This window comes from Kosakonia sp. MUSA4, from assembly GCF_013085925.1.
Lineage (GTDB): Bacteria > Pseudomonadota > Gammaproteobacteria > Enterobacterales > Enterobacteriaceae > Kosakonia > Kosakonia sacchari_B.
The window spans coordinates 3,985,114-3,999,324 of record NZ_CP025697.1 but is presented as its reverse complement, the minus strand read 5'-3'; the positions used below and the strand labels follow the sequence as shown (position 1 = coordinate 3,999,324).

General features: G+C 58.1%; 23 protein-coding genes. All 23 read right to left on the bottom strand.

Annotation, left to right across the window (positions count from 1 at the left end; translation table 11 throughout):
• Positions 1-32: 32 nt before the first annotated feature.
• Positions 33-314 carry a phage tail assembly protein gene (locus tag C0557_RS18850; RefSeq protein ID WP_208660196.1) on the bottom strand — a complete coding sequence of 94 codons (282 nt, stop codon included), beginning with the start codon at positions 312-314 and terminating at the stop codon, positions 33-35.
• Positions 315-376: 62 nt separating this feature from the next.
• On the bottom strand, positions 377-895 hold the full coding sequence (locus C0557_RS18845) for a phage major tail tube protein (protein WP_007370716.1): 519 nt from the start codon (positions 893-895) through the stop codon (positions 377-379).
• A gap of 12 nt (positions 896-907) precedes the next feature.
• Positions 908-2,089, bottom strand: a complete 1,182-nt coding sequence (locus C0557_RS18840; RefSeq protein WP_074773984.1) for a phage tail sheath protein — start codon at positions 2,087-2,089, stop codon at positions 908-910.
• Positions 2,090-2,217: 128 nt separating this feature from the next.
• Positions 2,218-2,811 (bottom strand): tail fiber assembly protein, encoded by a 594-nt coding sequence (locus C0557_RS18835; RefSeq protein ID WP_208660194.1) that lies wholly within the window; start codon positions 2,809-2,811, stop codon positions 2,218-2,220.
• Positions 2,811-3,950, bottom strand: a complete 1,140-nt coding sequence (locus C0557_RS18830; protein ID WP_208660192.1) for a phage tail protein — start codon at positions 3,948-3,950, stop codon at positions 2,811-2,813. The genes C0557_RS18835 and C0557_RS18830 overlap by 1 nt, the downstream gene beginning before the upstream one ends.
• A 187-nt stretch (positions 3,951-4,137) precedes the next feature.
• Positions 4,138-4,734, bottom strand: a complete 597-nt coding sequence (locus C0557_RS18825; protein ID WP_208660189.1) for a tail fiber assembly protein — start codon at positions 4,732-4,734, stop codon at positions 4,138-4,140.
• On the bottom strand, positions 4,734-5,792 hold the full coding sequence (locus tag C0557_RS18820) for a phage tail protein (protein WP_208660187.1): 1,059 nt from the start codon (positions 5,790-5,792) through the stop codon (positions 4,734-4,736). Before C0557_RS18820 ends, C0557_RS18825 begins: the two co-directional genes overlap by 1 nt.
• A gap of 150 nt (positions 5,793-5,942) precedes the next feature.
• Positions 5,943-6,551 (bottom strand): phage tail protein I, encoded by a 609-nt coding sequence (locus C0557_RS18815; protein WP_208660186.1) that lies wholly within the window; start codon positions 6,549-6,551, stop codon positions 5,943-5,945.
• Positions 6,544-7,452 carry a baseplate assembly protein gene (locus C0557_RS18810; protein WP_208660184.1) on the bottom strand — a complete coding sequence of 303 codons (909 nt, stop codon included), beginning with the start codon at positions 7,450-7,452 and terminating at the stop codon, positions 6,544-6,546. The genes C0557_RS18815 and C0557_RS18810 overlap by 8 nt, the downstream gene beginning before the upstream one ends.
• 4 nt (positions 7,453-7,456) lie before the next feature.
• Complete coding sequence (locus tag C0557_RS18805) at positions 7,457-7,804, bottom strand: GPW/gp25 family protein (RefSeq protein WP_208660182.1); 348 nt, start codon at positions 7,802-7,804, stop codon at positions 7,457-7,459.
• Positions 7,801-8,436 (bottom strand): phage baseplate assembly protein V, encoded by a 636-nt coding sequence (locus C0557_RS18800; protein WP_074774002.1) that lies wholly within the window; start codon positions 8,434-8,436, stop codon positions 7,801-7,803. Before C0557_RS18800 ends, C0557_RS18805 begins: the two co-directional genes overlap by 4 nt.
• 87 nt (positions 8,437-8,523) lie before the next feature.
• Positions 8,524-8,991: a phage tail protein gene (locus tag C0557_RS18795; RefSeq protein ID WP_208660180.1), complete on the bottom strand. Its 468-nt coding sequence runs from the start codon at positions 8,989-8,991 to the stop codon at positions 8,524-8,526.
• Complete coding sequence (gene lysC / locus C0557_RS27300) at positions 8,954-9,199, bottom strand: Rz1-like lysis system protein LysC (protein ID WP_253073738.1); 246 nt, start codon at positions 9,197-9,199, stop codon at positions 8,954-8,956. The genes C0557_RS18795 and lysC overlap by 38 nt, the downstream gene beginning before the upstream one ends.
• Entirely contained in the window at positions 9,087-9,512 is a 426-nt protein-coding gene (lysB, locus tag C0557_RS27500; protein WP_208660178.1) for an Rz-like lysis system protein LysB, read from the bottom strand. Before lysB ends, lysC begins: the two co-directional genes overlap by 113 nt.
• Complete coding sequence (locus C0557_RS18785) at positions 9,509-10,018, bottom strand: lysozyme (protein ID WP_208660175.1); 510 nt, start codon at positions 10,016-10,018, stop codon at positions 9,509-9,511. The genes lysB and C0557_RS18785 overlap by 4 nt, the downstream gene beginning before the upstream one ends.
• The gene (locus C0557_RS18780) at positions 10,002-10,223 is read right to left on the bottom strand and encodes an HP1 family phage holin (RefSeq protein WP_074774014.1); all 222 of its coding nucleotides are present in this window, start codon (positions 10,221-10,223) and stop codon (positions 10,002-10,004) included. The genes C0557_RS18785 and C0557_RS18780 overlap by 17 nt, the downstream gene beginning before the upstream one ends.
• Positions 10,214-10,417, bottom strand: a complete 204-nt coding sequence (locus tag C0557_RS18775; RefSeq protein ID WP_208660173.1) for a tail protein X — start codon at positions 10,415-10,417, stop codon at positions 10,214-10,216. The genes C0557_RS18780 and C0557_RS18775 overlap by 10 nt, the downstream gene beginning before the upstream one ends.
• Positions 10,418-10,617: 200 nt before the next feature.
• Positions 10,618-10,803, bottom strand: coding sequence for a hypothetical protein (locus C0557_RS18770; protein ID WP_035888419.1), 186 nt, complete (start codon positions 10,801-10,803; stop codon positions 10,618-10,620).
• Positions 10,804-10,874: 71 nt separating this feature from the next.
• Positions 10,875-12,848 (bottom strand): replication endonuclease, encoded by a 1,974-nt coding sequence (locus C0557_RS18765; protein ID WP_208660171.1) that lies wholly within the window; start codon positions 12,846-12,848, stop codon positions 10,875-10,877.
• On the bottom strand, positions 12,849-13,070 hold the full coding sequence (locus C0557_RS18760) for a TraR/DksA family transcriptional regulator (protein ID WP_007370737.1): 222 nt from the start codon (positions 13,068-13,070) through the stop codon (positions 12,849-12,851).
• Positions 13,070-13,297, bottom strand: a complete 228-nt coding sequence (locus tag C0557_RS18755) for a DUF2732 family protein (RefSeq protein ID WP_208660169.1) — start codon at positions 13,295-13,297, stop codon at positions 13,070-13,072. Before C0557_RS18755 ends, C0557_RS18760 begins: the two co-directional genes overlap by 1 nt.
• 68 nt (positions 13,298-13,365) lie before the next feature.
• Complete coding sequence (locus C0557_RS18750) at positions 13,366-13,704, bottom strand: DUF5347 domain-containing protein (RefSeq protein WP_074774023.1); 339 nt, start codon at positions 13,702-13,704, stop codon at positions 13,366-13,368.
• Between the two features lie 38 nt (positions 13,705-13,742).
• Positions 13,743-14,120 (bottom strand): Cro/Cl family transcriptional regulator, encoded by a 378-nt coding sequence (locus C0557_RS18745; protein ID WP_208660167.1) that lies wholly within the window; start codon positions 14,118-14,120, stop codon positions 13,743-13,745.
• Between the last annotated feature and the right edge of the window lie 91 nt (positions 14,121-14,211).

Here is a 14,211-nt window from a genome sequence, read left to right as displayed (position 1 = left end):
CAAATCGTCAACCGACAGGTTGGCCGGAAAACTTACTGTGCCGAAACCGGCGACAAAAAACCGACCACCTTGCCTGCCAGCGCGACCATATCCGCCAGATCCAGCGCCGCCACTTCCTGTTCGGTCAGGGAAGGCGAGGTGATACGCGGCAGCACTTTAATCAGCGTATCCACTTCAGCATTCGCTACTGCCGCCAGGCTCAGACCGCGCAGGCTGCCGGCGTTCGGTTTCATCAGGGTAACGGCGTTGATAAGCTGTTCGCCGCGTTTGATCGGCGTTTCCAGGGTAACGACGTTATCAGTTTCGTTGCTCATAAAATCCTCGTGATTGCGTTAGCGGAGGGAAGTCCCGGCCAGCCAGGCTGACCGGGCAGGGGTTACAGGCCGATATTGCGGCGGTGCTGTTCGAGACGATCGACGCCGTTCACTTTTTCGATCATGTTGATGGTGTCGATTTCCACCAGTTCCTTGCCGTCCATCGTCAGTTTGAAATAAGTACAGACGACGGAGATTTTGGACTCGGTGTCTTCGCCCGGCTTGTTCTCGCCGGTGTCGATCTCTTTCTGACGACCGCGCATCACCACTTCAACGGCGACCGTTTCGCCGGTGTCATCGCGCTGGTAGGAACCGGCAAAGCGGATCGGCACCGCATCGGCGCTGGTTGCGCCATACAGTTCCCAGATAGCCTCATCCGGGAAGCCGCCCAGCGACCACTCCATTGCCATGGCGTCGTCATCAAGACCCATATCAATCGGCGCGATACCGTTCATGCCTGCGCCACGGTAGTTCTCCAGCTTGCGGGTCAGTTTCGGCAGCGTGATGGATTTTGCGATCCCCTGATAGCTATAGCCATTGAGGAACACGTTCATATATTTCAGTTTTCGCGGCATTGCCATTTATCAGGCTCCTTAATTGCTGTTGACCGAGGAGACCAGATTCGCCAGATATTTATCGGTGATGCGCTGGCGTAAGGTCAGGTTTTCCAGTGGCGGCACCGGCGTATAGTCGTAATCGATATACAGTTTCCCGGCTTTCAGGGTCTCGGCGTCATTGGCGCTCTCGTCGAACCAGCAGGTGGCATCAACGATGTAACCGTTGCTTTTCAGTTCGCGGAACTTGGCGTTGATACCGTCGATGATGTCGCGGATAAGCGTTGCGGTAATCGGTTTGTCGACCGCCCACATATGCGCGTCGGCCATGGTGTCGGCGATAACCTGCGCGGTGCGGGTGTAGTTTTCAAACAGGAACAGCGGATCGTCGGAGCAGGTACGGTTGCCCCAGAAGCGGAAGCCATCTTTGCGAATCAGCGTGGTCACACCCGCTTCGTTCAGCAGGTCGGCATCAGTGCCGGATTCCTGCAAATCCCAGAAAACCGGGGTGCTGATGCCGGTGACGCCATTCACGCCAACGTTGGACAGCGTTTTGTGCCAGCCGACGGACTGGTCGATATACGCACGCAGGCCAAGTGCGCGGGCGGTAGCGTAGGCGGTTGCCGTCGCGTTCGCCACGGTATCCCAGGCGAGAAAATCCGGCCAAATCACCATCAGCTCGCGCTGGCTGAAGTTCTCGCGATACTTAATCGCATCGGAAATGGTTTTGCAGCCCCAGGCGCTGACATAACCGAAGGCGCGCAGCTTCTGGCAGACTGGCGCCAGCGCGGTGGCGACTTCCAGGGTGTCATAACCCGGAACGCCCAGAATACGCGGTTTCACGCCGGTGACGGCTTCGGCGGTCAGCAGCGCTTTCAGGCCGGTGTATTTGCCGTTTTCGTCGGTGGTGCCGATGATGTTGGAAATCGTCTGCGCCTGCGCATCATCGCCGCTGCCTTCAGCGACGCGCACAACGACGATAACCGGTTTCGCCTGGTCGGCAATGGCTTGCAGCGAAGAGGCCAGCGTACCTTTGGTGCCCGCTTTGGCGATGGCGCTTTGCACGCTGGTGACAAGCACCGGTTCATTCAGTGGAAAGGTTGCCGCATCGGCATCGCTGGCAGTACATACCATGCCGACAATGGCGGTCGAGACAGTGGAAATGACGCGCGTGCCGTCGTTGATTTCGACGACCTGAACGCCATGATGATAGTCACTCATCCGTTTAACTCCGTGGTGTTGGGGTGAGTGCTATTCTCCAGGCCGCAGCGGCGCAGCGCTATTTATCGGGGTTGGGGCGAGGATGAAACAACAGGCGGGCGGCAAAAAACGGGCCGTAGCCCGTTGCATTATGCTGGCTGAGTGGGCCAGGTGATGTTGGGCGCGCTGGAGAGGTCAATGGCGTTGATGGTATCGATATAATCCAGAACCTGATCGAGCCGGTTTTTTTCCTCGTCATTCAGCGTCCTGCCCGCCTGCAACTTAAGCTGGATAACGCTGATGGATGACATTGCCGTATCGATATGTTGTTGGCGAAGCGCCTGCGCATCCTTAACCGCAGCGACGTGTTGCGCTTCGGCGTCCGTAATCCATGCACTTCCATTCCACTTGTCATAGGGCGTTGCGGGCTCAATGGCAACAAATCCGTCTTTAAGCGGGCCGATATAATCCACCGTTGAGGCGCTAAGATCGGCCGTGGAATAGACGGTTTGCCCGCGATGATCTTCTTTCTGCTCCCACGCGCTTCCCGTAAAGACAACCACATACCCCTCAGCAACGGCACCGGGAGCAACGTCTGTTGAACCGGCGGGAAGACCGACGCCGATCGCTAAAAACTCTTCGCTGGAACCGGTAAATTCGCCGGTTTGCGCAGAAAAGCCGTAAACAGTGATATTTCCTGCGGTGGTGGCGATTTTTGCTTTATCCAATACTGCTGATGTCATTATGCAGCCCTCACAATGTAGTTAAAGGCGATGTTCACGGGACGGTTTTCTGATGCTGTTGGTACCATACTGGAGGCGTTAAATACCAGTCCTAGCACGGTTCGCTCGAATCCAGATGAGCTGCTTGTTAAGTAATACGCGGCAGGAACAGATACGCTCGAGGTCGATAAAGCTCCTGCTTTTGAGCCCGGCATGAGACCGCCGCCGTAGATATCGTTTATCTGGCCTGTGATGTTTCGAATAGCATCGCTCTGTGCGCTAAGTAAAGTTCTGCTTGCATCAACCCCGCGTCCATCATCCCAGCCACGAATAAATTCCCCTCGTAAATCAGGTAATACAAGGTTTGGATAAGCCACAGCCAGTTTCGGGTATTGCGCTGCGGTGAACGCCGCGCCGTTACATTTCAGCCAACCTGTCGGCGGTGTCGCCGATGACCAGGGAATGGGCACGCCAACCGGCAACGCCGAACCGTCACCCAGGTTCAGCGCTGATATTGCCGTTTTAACAAATTCGGTGGTGGCCAGTTGCGTATCATTTGCCGTTTGTCCCGCGGTGGGGGCTTTTGGTGTTCCGGTCAATGTGGGACTGGCAATCGGCGCATACTGAGTATGCGGGTTGCTGGCTGCAATATGCTGGCTCAGCAGGTTATCGGCCCAGGCCTTTACCTCGATAACCTTGTCATCGACATACTTGCGCGTCGCCAGCACCACTGACGGATCAATTTTTAGCGTGACAGCTGCGGTAGAGGAAACAATCAGCGCCATACGAATCGTCTGCGTGCGCCCGCTGCCTTCGCCTAACAGCGGTTTGTAGGTTTCCGGGCAGTTGGCGACGGCAACCAGTACGCCATCGTCATCGAAGAGACCTAGTTCGCGGATCCAGTATCCCCCTTCGTTTTCCGGGATCACCTGCTCGGCGATAATTTGATTGGCATCCTCTGCATCGACAGTCAGTGTGTTTACTGCGCCGATGCGTTTTTGGTTAACCAGCCGGGTTTGTGCCGGGTCGGGCGTGGGCAGGCTGCCGTTGCCATCGCCAACGGCCATTTGCGTAATATGGATTTGGGTGCCCAGCGCGGTGGCGTTCGCCAGCTTCGCCGCGCCCTGATTGGTCAGGATGGCAAAATATTTTACAGTCATGCGTTCACTCTCAGGTTATCGATTGAGTAAACGGTATTGTCCGGGGCACATCGGGGCGGGGCCTATTAGTTAGGGTTGGTTGCCGGGCGATACAACCCTAATGGTCTGCTGGAGGTTGGCCGGGGGGAATGGTAAGTCGGGTAAACGCAGCGTTACCCGACAAAAAACGGGCCGCGGCCCGTTGGTCTTATTGCGGCTGTTCAGGCCAGCTGATATCCGGTGCGTTTGCGGTATCGACAGCCTGCACGCGCTTGATGTACTCCAGCCATTTCACCAGGCTCGCTTTGTCGTCGTCGCTGATAATACCGAGCTGCAGTTCGGTCTGCCACACGCTGATGCTCTCTTTCGCGGTCTTCAGCCGCTGCGTTTTGTTCTGTTCAGCTTCCGCTATCAGCGCTGTTTTTTGCGCACTTTCATCGATGACCCACGCGCTACCATTCCAGACGTCATAAGGCGTAGCCGGAGCAAGCGTGGTGGCAGTCGCCGGGTAATTGCCCAGTTCGGTTATCTGTTTTTGTTCGCCGCTGGCGGTGTCATATACCGTTTCACCACGTGCGTCGTGAATATATTCCCACGCCTGCCCGGCAGCGTTGCGGCATACGGCAAACCCCGTTTTCGCCGAAAGCGGCGCATCAAGCGCTGCGTTCGCCGGGATACCGACACCCACCGCGAGATACTCAACGGATGTGGAGAGGTATTCGCGGCTGGTCGCGTCATAATTGTAAACGGTCACTTCCCCGGCGCTGGTGGCTAAGCGGTTTTCATCCAGAATTGCGGTCAACATTATTGAGCCCTCACGATGTAGTTAAATGCAATGTTATGTGGACGGGTTTCCGCGCCACCGGTGTTTTCCATGTAGATATAGGTATGGCAGCGGTTACCTGTTTGCCCGGTGAGATCCACTTTTTCACTGTTTTCATCGGTAAAGGCGATAATTTTCCCGGTGGGCGTGCCGTATTCATTAATAAATCGGTGGTTATGCGATCTCAACTCATCAGACTGCGCTGAAAGCAGCGCTCGCCCGGCGTCCAGCCCGCGCCCATCATCCAGACCGCGAATAAACTCACCGCGCAGATCCGGCAGAACGCCAGCCGGGTAGGCGGCTGCCAGCCGCGGAAACTGGGTTTTATCAAAAGACGCGCCGTTGCATTTAAACCAGCCGCCAGGCGGGGTTGCTTGCGGCCAGGCGACAGGTGAACCCACCGGCAAAATGCCGTCGTAGTCAGCAATAACATCGCGCACATATTTGGTGTTGGCGATCTGCTGTCCGTAGTTGCCGATATGCGTATCCGGCACCGTCGGCGTGCCGATAAACACCGGGCTGGCCAGCGGTGCGTACTGCGCATGCGGGTTAGCGGCTTTAACATGATTGTTCATCAGGTCATCGGCGTACTGCCGCGTCGCCAGCACCACCGACGGGTCGATTTTCAACGTGACGGCAGCCGTTGATGAGACGGTGAGCACCATGCGGATGGTCTGCGTGCGCCCGCTCCCTTCCTGCATTTGCGGTTTGTACGTTTCCGGGCAGTTGGCGAGCGCAATCAGTACGCCCTCGTCATCATAGAGGCCAATTTCGCGGATCCAGAAACCGCCTTCCGTCTCCGGAATAACCTGCTCGGCAATAATCTGGCTGGTGTTATTAGGATCGACCGACAGTCGGTTCAGCGGCGCAATACGCTGCTGGTTAATCAGTTTTGTTTGCGCCGGGTCTGGCATCGGTAGTACGCCGTTGGCATCGCCAACCGCCATCTGCGTGAGATTAAGTTTTGTGCCGAGCGACGCGGCGTTTGCCAGCCTCGCAGCGCCCTGATTGGTCAGAATGGCAAAATATTTGGCAGTCATGCGTATGCTCTCTGGTTGTTGAAGGGTGAACGGTGGGATTATTTTCCGTTCAGCCACAGGCAGACGCTAATCAGCGGCGTTGTTGGTCTGCTGATACAACGAGGGAGATAAAATAAAACGGGCCGCAGCCCGTTTCAGCAGTGTGGCGGGTTATGAGATATAAACATCATCAATAAGATGGATGGCAGAAGCGGGGTAATACTCGCCGCCGACCACAATCTCTTCCGGCATGTAAGGATAAACCGTCAGCTCTTCGCCGAGGTAACAACCGGCGCCAACATAAAACTCGCCGCTGGTGCTCAGGCTAATGTTCAGTTCCGACAGATGGCGGCTCGCTGGTTTGGCATCGTTGATCAGCCGCTCCAGCTCCTGGTACATCTGCTCGGTAATGCCATTATCCTGCACGCCAATCACCAGCCGGAACGTGCCGGGTTCGGCGTTCTCCTGCCACCATTCACGTAGCTCAATCAGGTAGCCGAGCGGTTCAACCACGCGCCGTAATGAGCTAATGGTTCCCTTGTGTTGATGAACAAAAAAAGCGGAGGCGATAATTTTACGTTTGGTGGCTTCAGGCCAACTGTAATCCCAGCGATCGACGGAGAGCGCCCACGCCAGGTAAGGCAGCAGCTCTGCCGGGCAGGTTTGTGGATCCCATAATGTGCGCAGCGGCACCGGTACGCGTTCGATTTGTGCCGCTGCCTCTGCCGTTGCCACCTCCAGAACCGAGGAGCCAACGGGCAACAGGCGGTCATCACTCATCGGTGCCTCCTGTATTAATGCTCCAGGCGGTGCAGTACGAGGCCTGGTTTTTCTCCAGCACCAGATCGCTTTGCGGCGCGCTCAGCTCCACGCGTTGTACACCTTCAACGTGCAGCGCAGCGTAAATGGCCGACTGGCGGATATCGCGGCCCAGTCGGCGCTGTGCGGAGATATAGGTCTTGAGTTGCTGTTCGGCGGCCTGACGAATCGGTTCCGATTCCGGCCCCGGGTAAAAATAGAGCGTGGCGTCAATCTGGTACGGCACAATTTCCGCGCTTTGTACCGTTACGCGGTCGCCAACCGGGCGGACATCTTCTGCGTTCAGCGCCTTTTCAACGATGGTGATCAGTTCGTCGCTGGCACTGCCGTCGCCTTCGCGTGAGAGCACAGAGATGGTGATATACGCCGGGTTCGGGCTGATCACCGAGATATCGGCAACCCGGCCATCGGCGCTGCGGCCGTGATATTCATAAGCGCCTTCCGGCCCGGCCACGCTTAAGCCTTCAAAGGCCTGTTGCGCTCGTAGTCGCAGGTCTTTATCAGACTCCATCACCGCAGCCGTCGGTGGGATGGTGCTGTCATCGGCAGGGGTGATCACCAGCCGCGCGGTATTGCTGTTAGCGGCAATCACATCAAGATCGTTACCGGCGGCGTACGCCAGCATCACCGCGCGGGCGGCTTCATTAACGCGCTGGCGCCACAGCACTTCGCGGTAAGCGTTCTCTTCAAGAAACTTGGTCAGCGGCTCGGATTCCAGCGCCAGCGTACGGGCGATGGCCTCCTGCTCGTCGGCAGGAAACAGGGAAATGAGCGTCGCCTTGCGTTCGGCAAGAAGACCCTCGTAATCAAGTTCCTCAACCACATTGGGCGCGGGCAACTGGCTCAGATCGATAATCGGCATGGTTTTAACTCACTGGAAGGGTTAACGAAAGGGATTCGCCGGTGCTGGCGAGCTGGCCGGTCAGATTGACAATCATCTTACCGTCGAACTGCCGTTCGGTTGTCACTGCGTTCAGCGTGATGCGCGGTTCCCATTTCAGCAGCGCCATATAGCAGGCGGCCTGAATTTGCAGCGCCAGCGCCGGGGTTTGCGGCTGGTCGATCATCTCAAACAGCAGTGAACCGTAATCGCGGCGCATGACCCGTGAGCCAACAGGCGTGCGCAGAATATCGCTGATGCTCTGGCGGATATGTTCGGTGTCGGTCAGGCGCTGGCCGGTGGTGCGGTCAAAACCGCTGTATTGCACTGTCATAGAGGCGCTCCTGTGGTACCGCCGCTGTCGCCGGGGTGTTGATGGGTATGCAGTACTTTGCCGTTAGAGGACAACGAACCGCCGCTGTGCGAGATATTGCCGCTCATCGTGCCGCCTTTTTGCACCTCCAGCGTGCTGGTGATGAGCTTGTTGGTACAGACCACTTCCGGGGTATCAAGGGTGATGCGGGTGGAGGCGACAACCTTCACTTCCGGCACACTGACGGTTACGGATTGGGAGGCGGTGATATCGGCGGTTTTAATGCCGCTGACTTTCAACGCGCTGTTTTGTGGTTCGTATTCGAACACCGCGCCATCGGGGAAGGCGACATGCCAGGCGTCCGCCGAAGCGGAAGGCGCCGGGTTGTCGTCAGAAAAAATGCCCGGTAGCACAAAGGCGGTGTCGAGCTCGCCGCCGACCGCCAGCAGTAAAACCTGCTCGCCGACCGAGGGCGCCCACCACGTACGTGAATGTCCGGCGCGGTGGGTTAACCACTGCAACCACTGAGTGACGATGCCGCCTGTCTGCACTCGACAACGCCCGGAAGTCAGGTCGATGTCGACGATAATCCCGGTACGGATCATATTGCGCAGCGCGCGGGCCATTTCCTGGAGCGAGAGTTGTGTGTTCATAGCGGAAATGATGCTATGCGGCCCCGGCTTTGAAAAACGGACAAGGCTGTCCGGCTTTTGGCACAACGCGGGGCGCATTTGCGGGCGTTATGAAGCCCAGCGGCTCACCAGTTCGCCGTTGATATAAAGCTCAACCGGGCGGGTAACCAGCGCCGGCGGCAGCGGCTCCGGCAGCGTCTCAGCGTGCAGCGCGCCATCGACTTCCGTCACTTTGGTGCGCTCGGTCAGTTGCAGGATAATCAGCAGATCCTGCGTACCGTCGCTGTTGGTCGTCAGTGACCAGCTAAAGCAGCCGCGCTGGCCCGCGTCGACGGTGAGAATGTCCGGCTGGTTGTCGCGCAGCCAGGCCATGATCGGCACAAAAATCGTATCGATATCGCCGGAAAAAGCGCTGACGGCGACATTGAGGTTGAACTGTTTTTCAAACGACAGCGAAGAGGCGAACGTGGCGGTATTGCTGCCTTTGTCCACCCACAGCCGCAGCGTATCGGGGTTGTCGTGCAGCGCCGGGACAGCATCAGTCAGGGCTTTGCGCAGCGTGTCGGGTTTTAGCATTTATCTCATCCTGGCAGTGTTTAACGGTTTCAACTTGCAGCGCGCAATTCTCCAGTGCGCGCTCAAGTTGACGGATATCGGCGCTTAAATCGCCATTAGTTTGCGGATCGCTGCCCGGCATCGGACACAGGCTGACCTGCGGGCAACGGTTGTAAACAGTGACCGGCAGAGGGGCAGGCGGGGCGCTGGTGCACCCGGCGCACAGCATCAGGCAACTGAGTGTTATACCAGCGGCGAAAGGCGTCATTTTCATGGAGTAACCTTGTGATGGTTTGTTCGCGGCGCACGGCCTGTTCGCTGGCGACATTGAGCTGCTGACGCAGTGCCACCTGCGCCTGCTCGTTATTGGCCGCCAGCGCATCAGCGGCGTCGCGCTGCGCTTTCAGTTGCGCGATGGTGTTGCTCTGCTCGTGCGTAAGCCAGGTGGATTGCGAAAGCGCGCTACGTAGCGCGTGGTTTTGCTGCACCAGCCATATTACGCCTAGCACGGCGAGCAGCAGGGCAATCAGCCGGGCGGTCATTTCACCCCCTTCAGGCACCAGGTGCGCTCGCGCTCGCGGCGGTTTTCCAGCCCGCGATTGCGAGCGCCGTTGATAAACACCCAGCGCGGCAGCTGATCGCAGGCCTGTTGCCACTGTTTGTGGTTGATAAACCACACCAGCGTCGAACGGCAGGCGGCAGCGGCGCCAACGTTAAAGGCGAAACTGACTACCGCGTCATAGACCTGTGACTGCATGGCGACCGGCGCGCAGGCTGCCAGCCGTCGTTCAACGTGCAGTACATCGGCGACCAGATTCACCGCCGCCTCTTTTTCGCTGATATCCCGCGTTGGCGCAACGCCAGCGGTGTGGCCAATGCCGGATGTCCAGACGCCAGCACTGCACTGGTACGGGCGCAGACGACAGCCTTCCAGATCGGCAATCAGCGCCAGCCCCTGCTGTGAGGTATGCAGCAAACGAAAATCCGGCACCAGCACCGCCAGCGCCAGCACCGCCGCAGCGCTACAACGTTTAACGGGTAAGCCCATTCATCACCTCCTGGCTCACGGCGCAGGATTTCAGGAACAGATAGCTTTTGCGGCGGTAATACCAGTTCACGGCGACGGTGACGGCAACGCCCAGCGCGCCGAACCAGGCGGCGAAATCCTGCGGCGTCATCGCGCCGAAAAAGGTCAGCGCGACGCTTATCCAGTAGGCCAGCGACGAGGTGACTTTTTCGATAGTCAGGCCCATAGATTCACCGTTTCTGTCTGCGTCGGCGCCTGCACTTCCGGCAGGTTTACCGCAGTACCGTAAGGCAAAATCACGCCCAGATCGGCAAGGCCGGGATTGGCCGCCAGCACCGTTTCAACCACACCCTGGGTGTAGCCGTAATAGCGCAGGCAAAGGAGATCGAGCGTGTCGCCCTGTTGTGTGATTACATTCATCGTTTTCGCGTCTCTTACCGTCGGGAAGGATTTTTCCCACCGTTAAGTCTCCAGACCGGAGCAGGCGGACGCTATCTGTCGCCGCTGGCTGCACGCTGGCACAACAGGGCGAAAGCAGTGTGAAGTGGGGAGGGGGCGGCCTGAAACAGTGCAGGTATGATCTGGCGCGCAGGCCGCCGTTACCGGCGAGTTTCCGGCCGCTATTCTGCCTGGTAAAAGATGTCTCTTTCCTGCGCGGTCGCGCTTTCGCTTTCCGCCATGTCAGCAATCAGCCACAGCGCCATTTCCAGCTCTTCCTTTTTGCAATGGTGGAGCAGAGACAACTCGGCAATAAACCTTACACACGCCCATTTCCGCTGAGCGCGTTCATTCCGTTCAGACACCATGAATCCCCTCATGAGTTCTTTACTGTATATTTGTACAGTATCATAGGCCGTTTATTAATGGGAAGCGAAAATTATTTCACCGCATCACTATGTTGCTGAAAAAGAAAACCATTATTCTGCTTCACCCACGCGTTGGGCACGGGTTTTCCTGGCAATGCCGGGTTGTCGGGCGGTGGATCGCTACAGCGGCTGGCGGGCCAGCGCGTACAGTTATTGACAGAACTCCAAGAGGGCGCAGGCGCGCCCTGAAGGTCAACCTCCGTTCGCTTCGGCACAATTTTCCATTTTTTCAGCCGCGTCAGCACCGGCGAACCGGCACCGACCTGCGTGTCATACACCCCGCGAATACGTACTGTGGTTTCGCCGTACCGGTTAAATTCTTCATCCGGCGCATACAGCGTGCGCACCTGCAAATCATCGCGACGAACAAACGGCCCGCCCTGCGCATTGACGTAACCAGCCCAGTCCCCGGCATCGGCGGCATCGTGAACCAGTGCGAATTCCACGCTTAAGCCGCGTGCTGTTTCGCCATCGGCCATTTTTCTCAGCTCGCGATACACCGTCACCGGCGCGCCGCCAACAAACTGAAACTGGCGGATACGCCAGCGCGCCGCCCAGGCGGAAACGGCGCAGGCCGTCTCCTGTAACGGTGAACCGCTCTCGTTATCGCGCTCGCCTTCCAGCGCATAACCGTCGATATTCTTGGCGATATACTTCGCCACATAGCCGGTGGCGCTGCCTTTTTGCGCATCGATCGCCTCGGCGTGAAAGCGCGCGCGCTTCGCCTTATCGCTGCGCAACTCGTGGTTGTCCTCTTCGCGGGCATAGTCGCCGAGAATTTCGCGCACGTGGCGGACATCCTGCGGTTGCATAAACAGCAGCAGATGCCAGTGCGGCGTGCCATCGTGATGCGGTTCAGCCACGCGAATGCCGAAAATGCGCAGTCCGTTACGATGCAGCCTGGCACGGATCCGCGCCCACAGCCGGGTGAAATAGCCCTGCGTCTGCGCCGGGCTGGCGCCGTTCCACTTATGATTGCGGTAACCGGCGCGGGTGGTGGCGTGAAAGGCTGACGGCGCGGTCAGGGTATAAAATTCGCCGACATAACCGAGCGACTGACAAATCGTTTCAAAGCCGCGAATGCGCGTCATCAGCTCGCAGCGGCGAATCGCCGGGTTGGCGACCGAGCCGTCATGCTTATCAATCAGGCTGATGCGGTTCCCTTCTTCATCTTCCAGTTCCATGCTGCTGAGAAACTCGCGGTTACGGCGCTTCTGCTCGCGCCAGGCGCTGACGCAATCATCGCTGGCGTAGGGCCGTTTTTTCTTGCTGACGTTACCGAGCGCAATCTGTAAATGTTCGCGCCACTGAGCGGCGATGCGACGCAGATGGCCGCGCCACCAGACTTCGCTGAACAGACGGATCACCGCCGGGGCAATCTCATCAGCGCAGGCCACTTTACGGGTAACCCGCTGCCAGTGCGGCGGCGTGACGTTAAATTGCAGCGCAATCATTCCGGCGTGCAGATACCAGCGGTGCAGGGTTTTCAGCTCTGCCGCGTCCGCGCTGTCGATGTTTGCCAGTTCGCCGCGAATAAAATGCGCTATATCGGTCGCCAGCCGGTCAATCGCGCTTTTCGCCAGGTCCGGCAATTGGTTGTAGCGGGCCAGCAGCGCCAGCAGACGGCTCGCCAGATCCTGCTGGATGGCGGTATCAAAATGGCCATTGAACACGGCTCTGGAGAGGCGCGGGCTAAACGGTTTGTGTTGGTAGCGCTGCGCCACCGCGTTTAGCCGTGGGATAGCGCGGTGAAAGAAGTGGCAGAGAAAGGCGTTGGCCCGCGCCGCGCCGTGCGCCTGTTCCAGCGCATCGATACGGCGGGTGACCGGAAAGCGGATGCACTCCGGTTGCAGCGCCAGCGCGTGGCGCGCCTGCTGCACCGCCGCAAAATGTCGGTTGCGGCGGTGCAGTTCCGCGTGGGTGGGATACGGGCTGGCGATCGCTGAACGCGGCGCGTTCCACGGATAAGCCCACGAGATCGCCAATTAGCGCCTCCGGTAATGTTTATCTTTCAGTTCGGCGAGTTGCTGGCAACTGACGCAGCAGGTCACGCCGGGCAATGCCATCCGCCGGGCCTGGGGAATCGGCGCATCGCAGCATTCGCAGGTGAGGCGTGAGGGCAACAGCAGGCGGTTACGCGCCTGGCGGATATAGCGCTCGCGATCGTCCAGCTCACGCTGCTGAACGAGATCCATTTCATCGGCCATCAGTGCAGCTCCTGTGCCTGGTTATCGATATGGCTGGCTTCCTGGCGCAGCAGCTCGGCGGCGTCGCACCACTCAAGACGCTGAGTGGCGATAAACGCTGCCAGCGCCTCCAGCCGCCCGGAAATAACGCCTGCGCAGCGCAGACGTTCGTTGTTGCGGGCTTCTGACAGCAGCAGCGCGATCTCTTCATGGCTGCGTTCTGCAGGGGGGTTAATATTTTTTCGCATGGTATTTCTCCTGAAATTCGGGCAAAGGGAGGCCCGACGGGTTGACGTCATAGGTATGAAAAAAGGGGTTACAGCGGCATGGTGAGCCGTTTCGGAAACAGGCTTACTACCGCGCGGAAATGGTTCATTGCGGCAATCAGCGCCCGCTTCTCCTCGAGCGTCAGCGCATCCGGATGAAGCGCCTGACGCGCCGTGGGTACTCTGGCGAGAAAGAAGATCGCCGCCAGCGCCCGGCTGTTCTCTTCAAAGTGTTCATCCCGCTTGTCGCGCAGCTCGTCGATAAAGCGCGCCACCTCGCGCCAGCTATCGCCCCAGTAGCGGCCGCGGATTTCCGCGATATGGTTCAGCCCGCTCAGGCGTTCTCCGGCGTTGAGCGGAAGCGTTGCGGTGGGTGAGGTGATCGCCATATTGCCTCCTGTTTGATTCTGAGTTTGCAAAAGCAAATTCAGCTAAACGAGGTGCCGGAACGACGGTCGAGATAACGACAGTCGATCGCCTGCTGGGTTAATTTGTCGCGCCAGGCCTGCACATTGATCAGCGTGCGGCTGCGTTTACCGGCGTTTTCCGCGCTCGAATAGTCGCGGGTCGGAGCCTTCAGCAGAATGCCTTCGTCGAGCCATTGCCAGACCAGACGCTCGCTGATACCGCGCATGGCGGCGAAATCCCGCACTGTCATGGCATCGGACATCGCCGAGCGGATCAGGGTTTGCAATGTCGGGAGAAGGGCGCAGACCAGTTCATCCATCTGCCCATGGGTGAAATTCCTGGATTGTATTTGAGAGCCAGATAACGGATGCGACGGCGTTGATTTTGCATCTGACATATCGCATTATCTCCTGTTGTTTGAAATGTACTGCACTGCTGTGCATTTTGGTCGATGCATAGCAATATAAATCGCAAATGCGATTGTGTAA

Bases quoted from the DNA above. Each gene is read 5' to 3' on its own strand.
- C0557_RS18850 (WP_208660196.1), bottom strand. From the start codon at position 314: ATGAGCAACGAAACTGATAACGTCGTTACCCTGGAAACGCCGATCAAA.
- C0557_RS18845 (WP_007370716.1), bottom strand. From the start codon at position 895: ATGGCAATGCCGCGAAAACTGAAATATATGAACGTGTTCCTCAATGGC.
- C0557_RS18840 (WP_074773984.1), bottom strand. From the start codon at position 2,089: ATGAGTGACTATCATCATGGCGTTCAGGTCGTCGAAATCAACGACGGC.
- C0557_RS18835 (WP_208660194.1), bottom strand. From the start codon at position 2,811: ATGACATCAGCAGTATTGGATAAAGCAAAAATCGCCACCACCGCAGGA.
- C0557_RS18830 (WP_208660192.1), bottom strand. From the start codon at position 3,950: ATGACTGTAAAATATTTTGCCATCCTGACCAATCAGGGCGCGGCGAAG.
- C0557_RS18825 (WP_208660189.1), bottom strand. From the start codon at position 4,734: ATGTTGACCGCAATTCTGGATGAAAACCGCTTAGCCACCAGCGCCGGG.
- C0557_RS18820 (WP_208660187.1), bottom strand. From the start codon at position 5,792: ATGACTGCCAAATATTTTGCCATTCTGACCAATCAGGGCGCTGCGAGG.
- C0557_RS18815 (WP_208660186.1), bottom strand. From the start codon at position 6,551: ATGAGTGATGACCGCCTGTTGCCCGTTGGCTCCTCGGTTCTGGAGGTG.
- C0557_RS18810 (WP_208660184.1), bottom strand. From the start codon at position 7,452: ATGCCGATTATCGATCTGAGCCAGTTGCCCGCGCCCAATGTGGTTGAG.
- C0557_RS18805 (WP_208660182.1), bottom strand. From the start codon at position 7,804: ATGACAGTGCAATACAGCGGTTTTGACCGCACCACCGGCCAGCGCCTG.
- C0557_RS18800 (WP_074774002.1), bottom strand. From the start codon at position 8,436: ATGAACACACAACTCTCGCTCCAGGAAATGGCCCGCGCGCTGCGCAAT.
- C0557_RS18795 (WP_208660180.1), bottom strand. From the start codon at position 8,991: ATGCTAAAACCCGACACGCTGCGCAAAGCCCTGACTGATGCTGTCCCG.
- lysC (WP_253073738.1), bottom strand. From the start codon at position 9,199: ATGCTGTGCGCCGGGTGCACCAGCGCCCCGCCTGCCCCTCTGCCGGTC.
- lysB (WP_208660178.1), bottom strand. From the start codon at position 9,512: ATGACCGCCCGGCTGATTGCCCTGCTGCTCGCCGTGCTAGGCGTAATA.
- C0557_RS18785 (WP_208660175.1), bottom strand. From the start codon at position 10,018: ATGGGCTTACCCGTTAAACGTTGTAGCGCTGCGGCGGTGCTGGCGCTG.
- C0557_RS18780 (WP_074774014.1), bottom strand. From the start codon at position 10,223: ATGGGCCTGACTATCGAAAAAGTCACCTCGTCGCTGGCCTACTGGATA.
- C0557_RS18775 (WP_208660173.1), bottom strand. From the start codon at position 10,417: ATGAATGTAATCACACAACAGGGCGACACGCTCGATCTCCTTTGCCTG.
- C0557_RS18770 (WP_035888419.1), bottom strand. From the start codon at position 10,803: ATGGTGTCTGAACGGAATGAACGCGCTCAGCGGAAATGGGCGTGTGTA.
- C0557_RS18760 (WP_007370737.1), bottom strand. From the start codon at position 13,070: ATGGCCGATGAAATGGATCTCGTTCAGCAGCGTGAGCTGGACGATCGC.
- C0557_RS18755 (WP_208660169.1), bottom strand. From the start codon at position 13,297: ATGCGAAAAAATATTAACCCCCCTGCAGAACGCAGCCATGAAGAGATC.
- C0557_RS18750 (WP_074774023.1), bottom strand. From the start codon at position 13,704: ATGGCGATCACCTCACCCACCGCAACGCTTCCGCTCAACGCCGGAGAA.
- C0557_RS18745 (WP_208660167.1), bottom strand. From the start codon at position 14,120: ATGTCAGATGCAAAATCAACGCCGTCGCATCCGTTATCTGGCTCTCAA.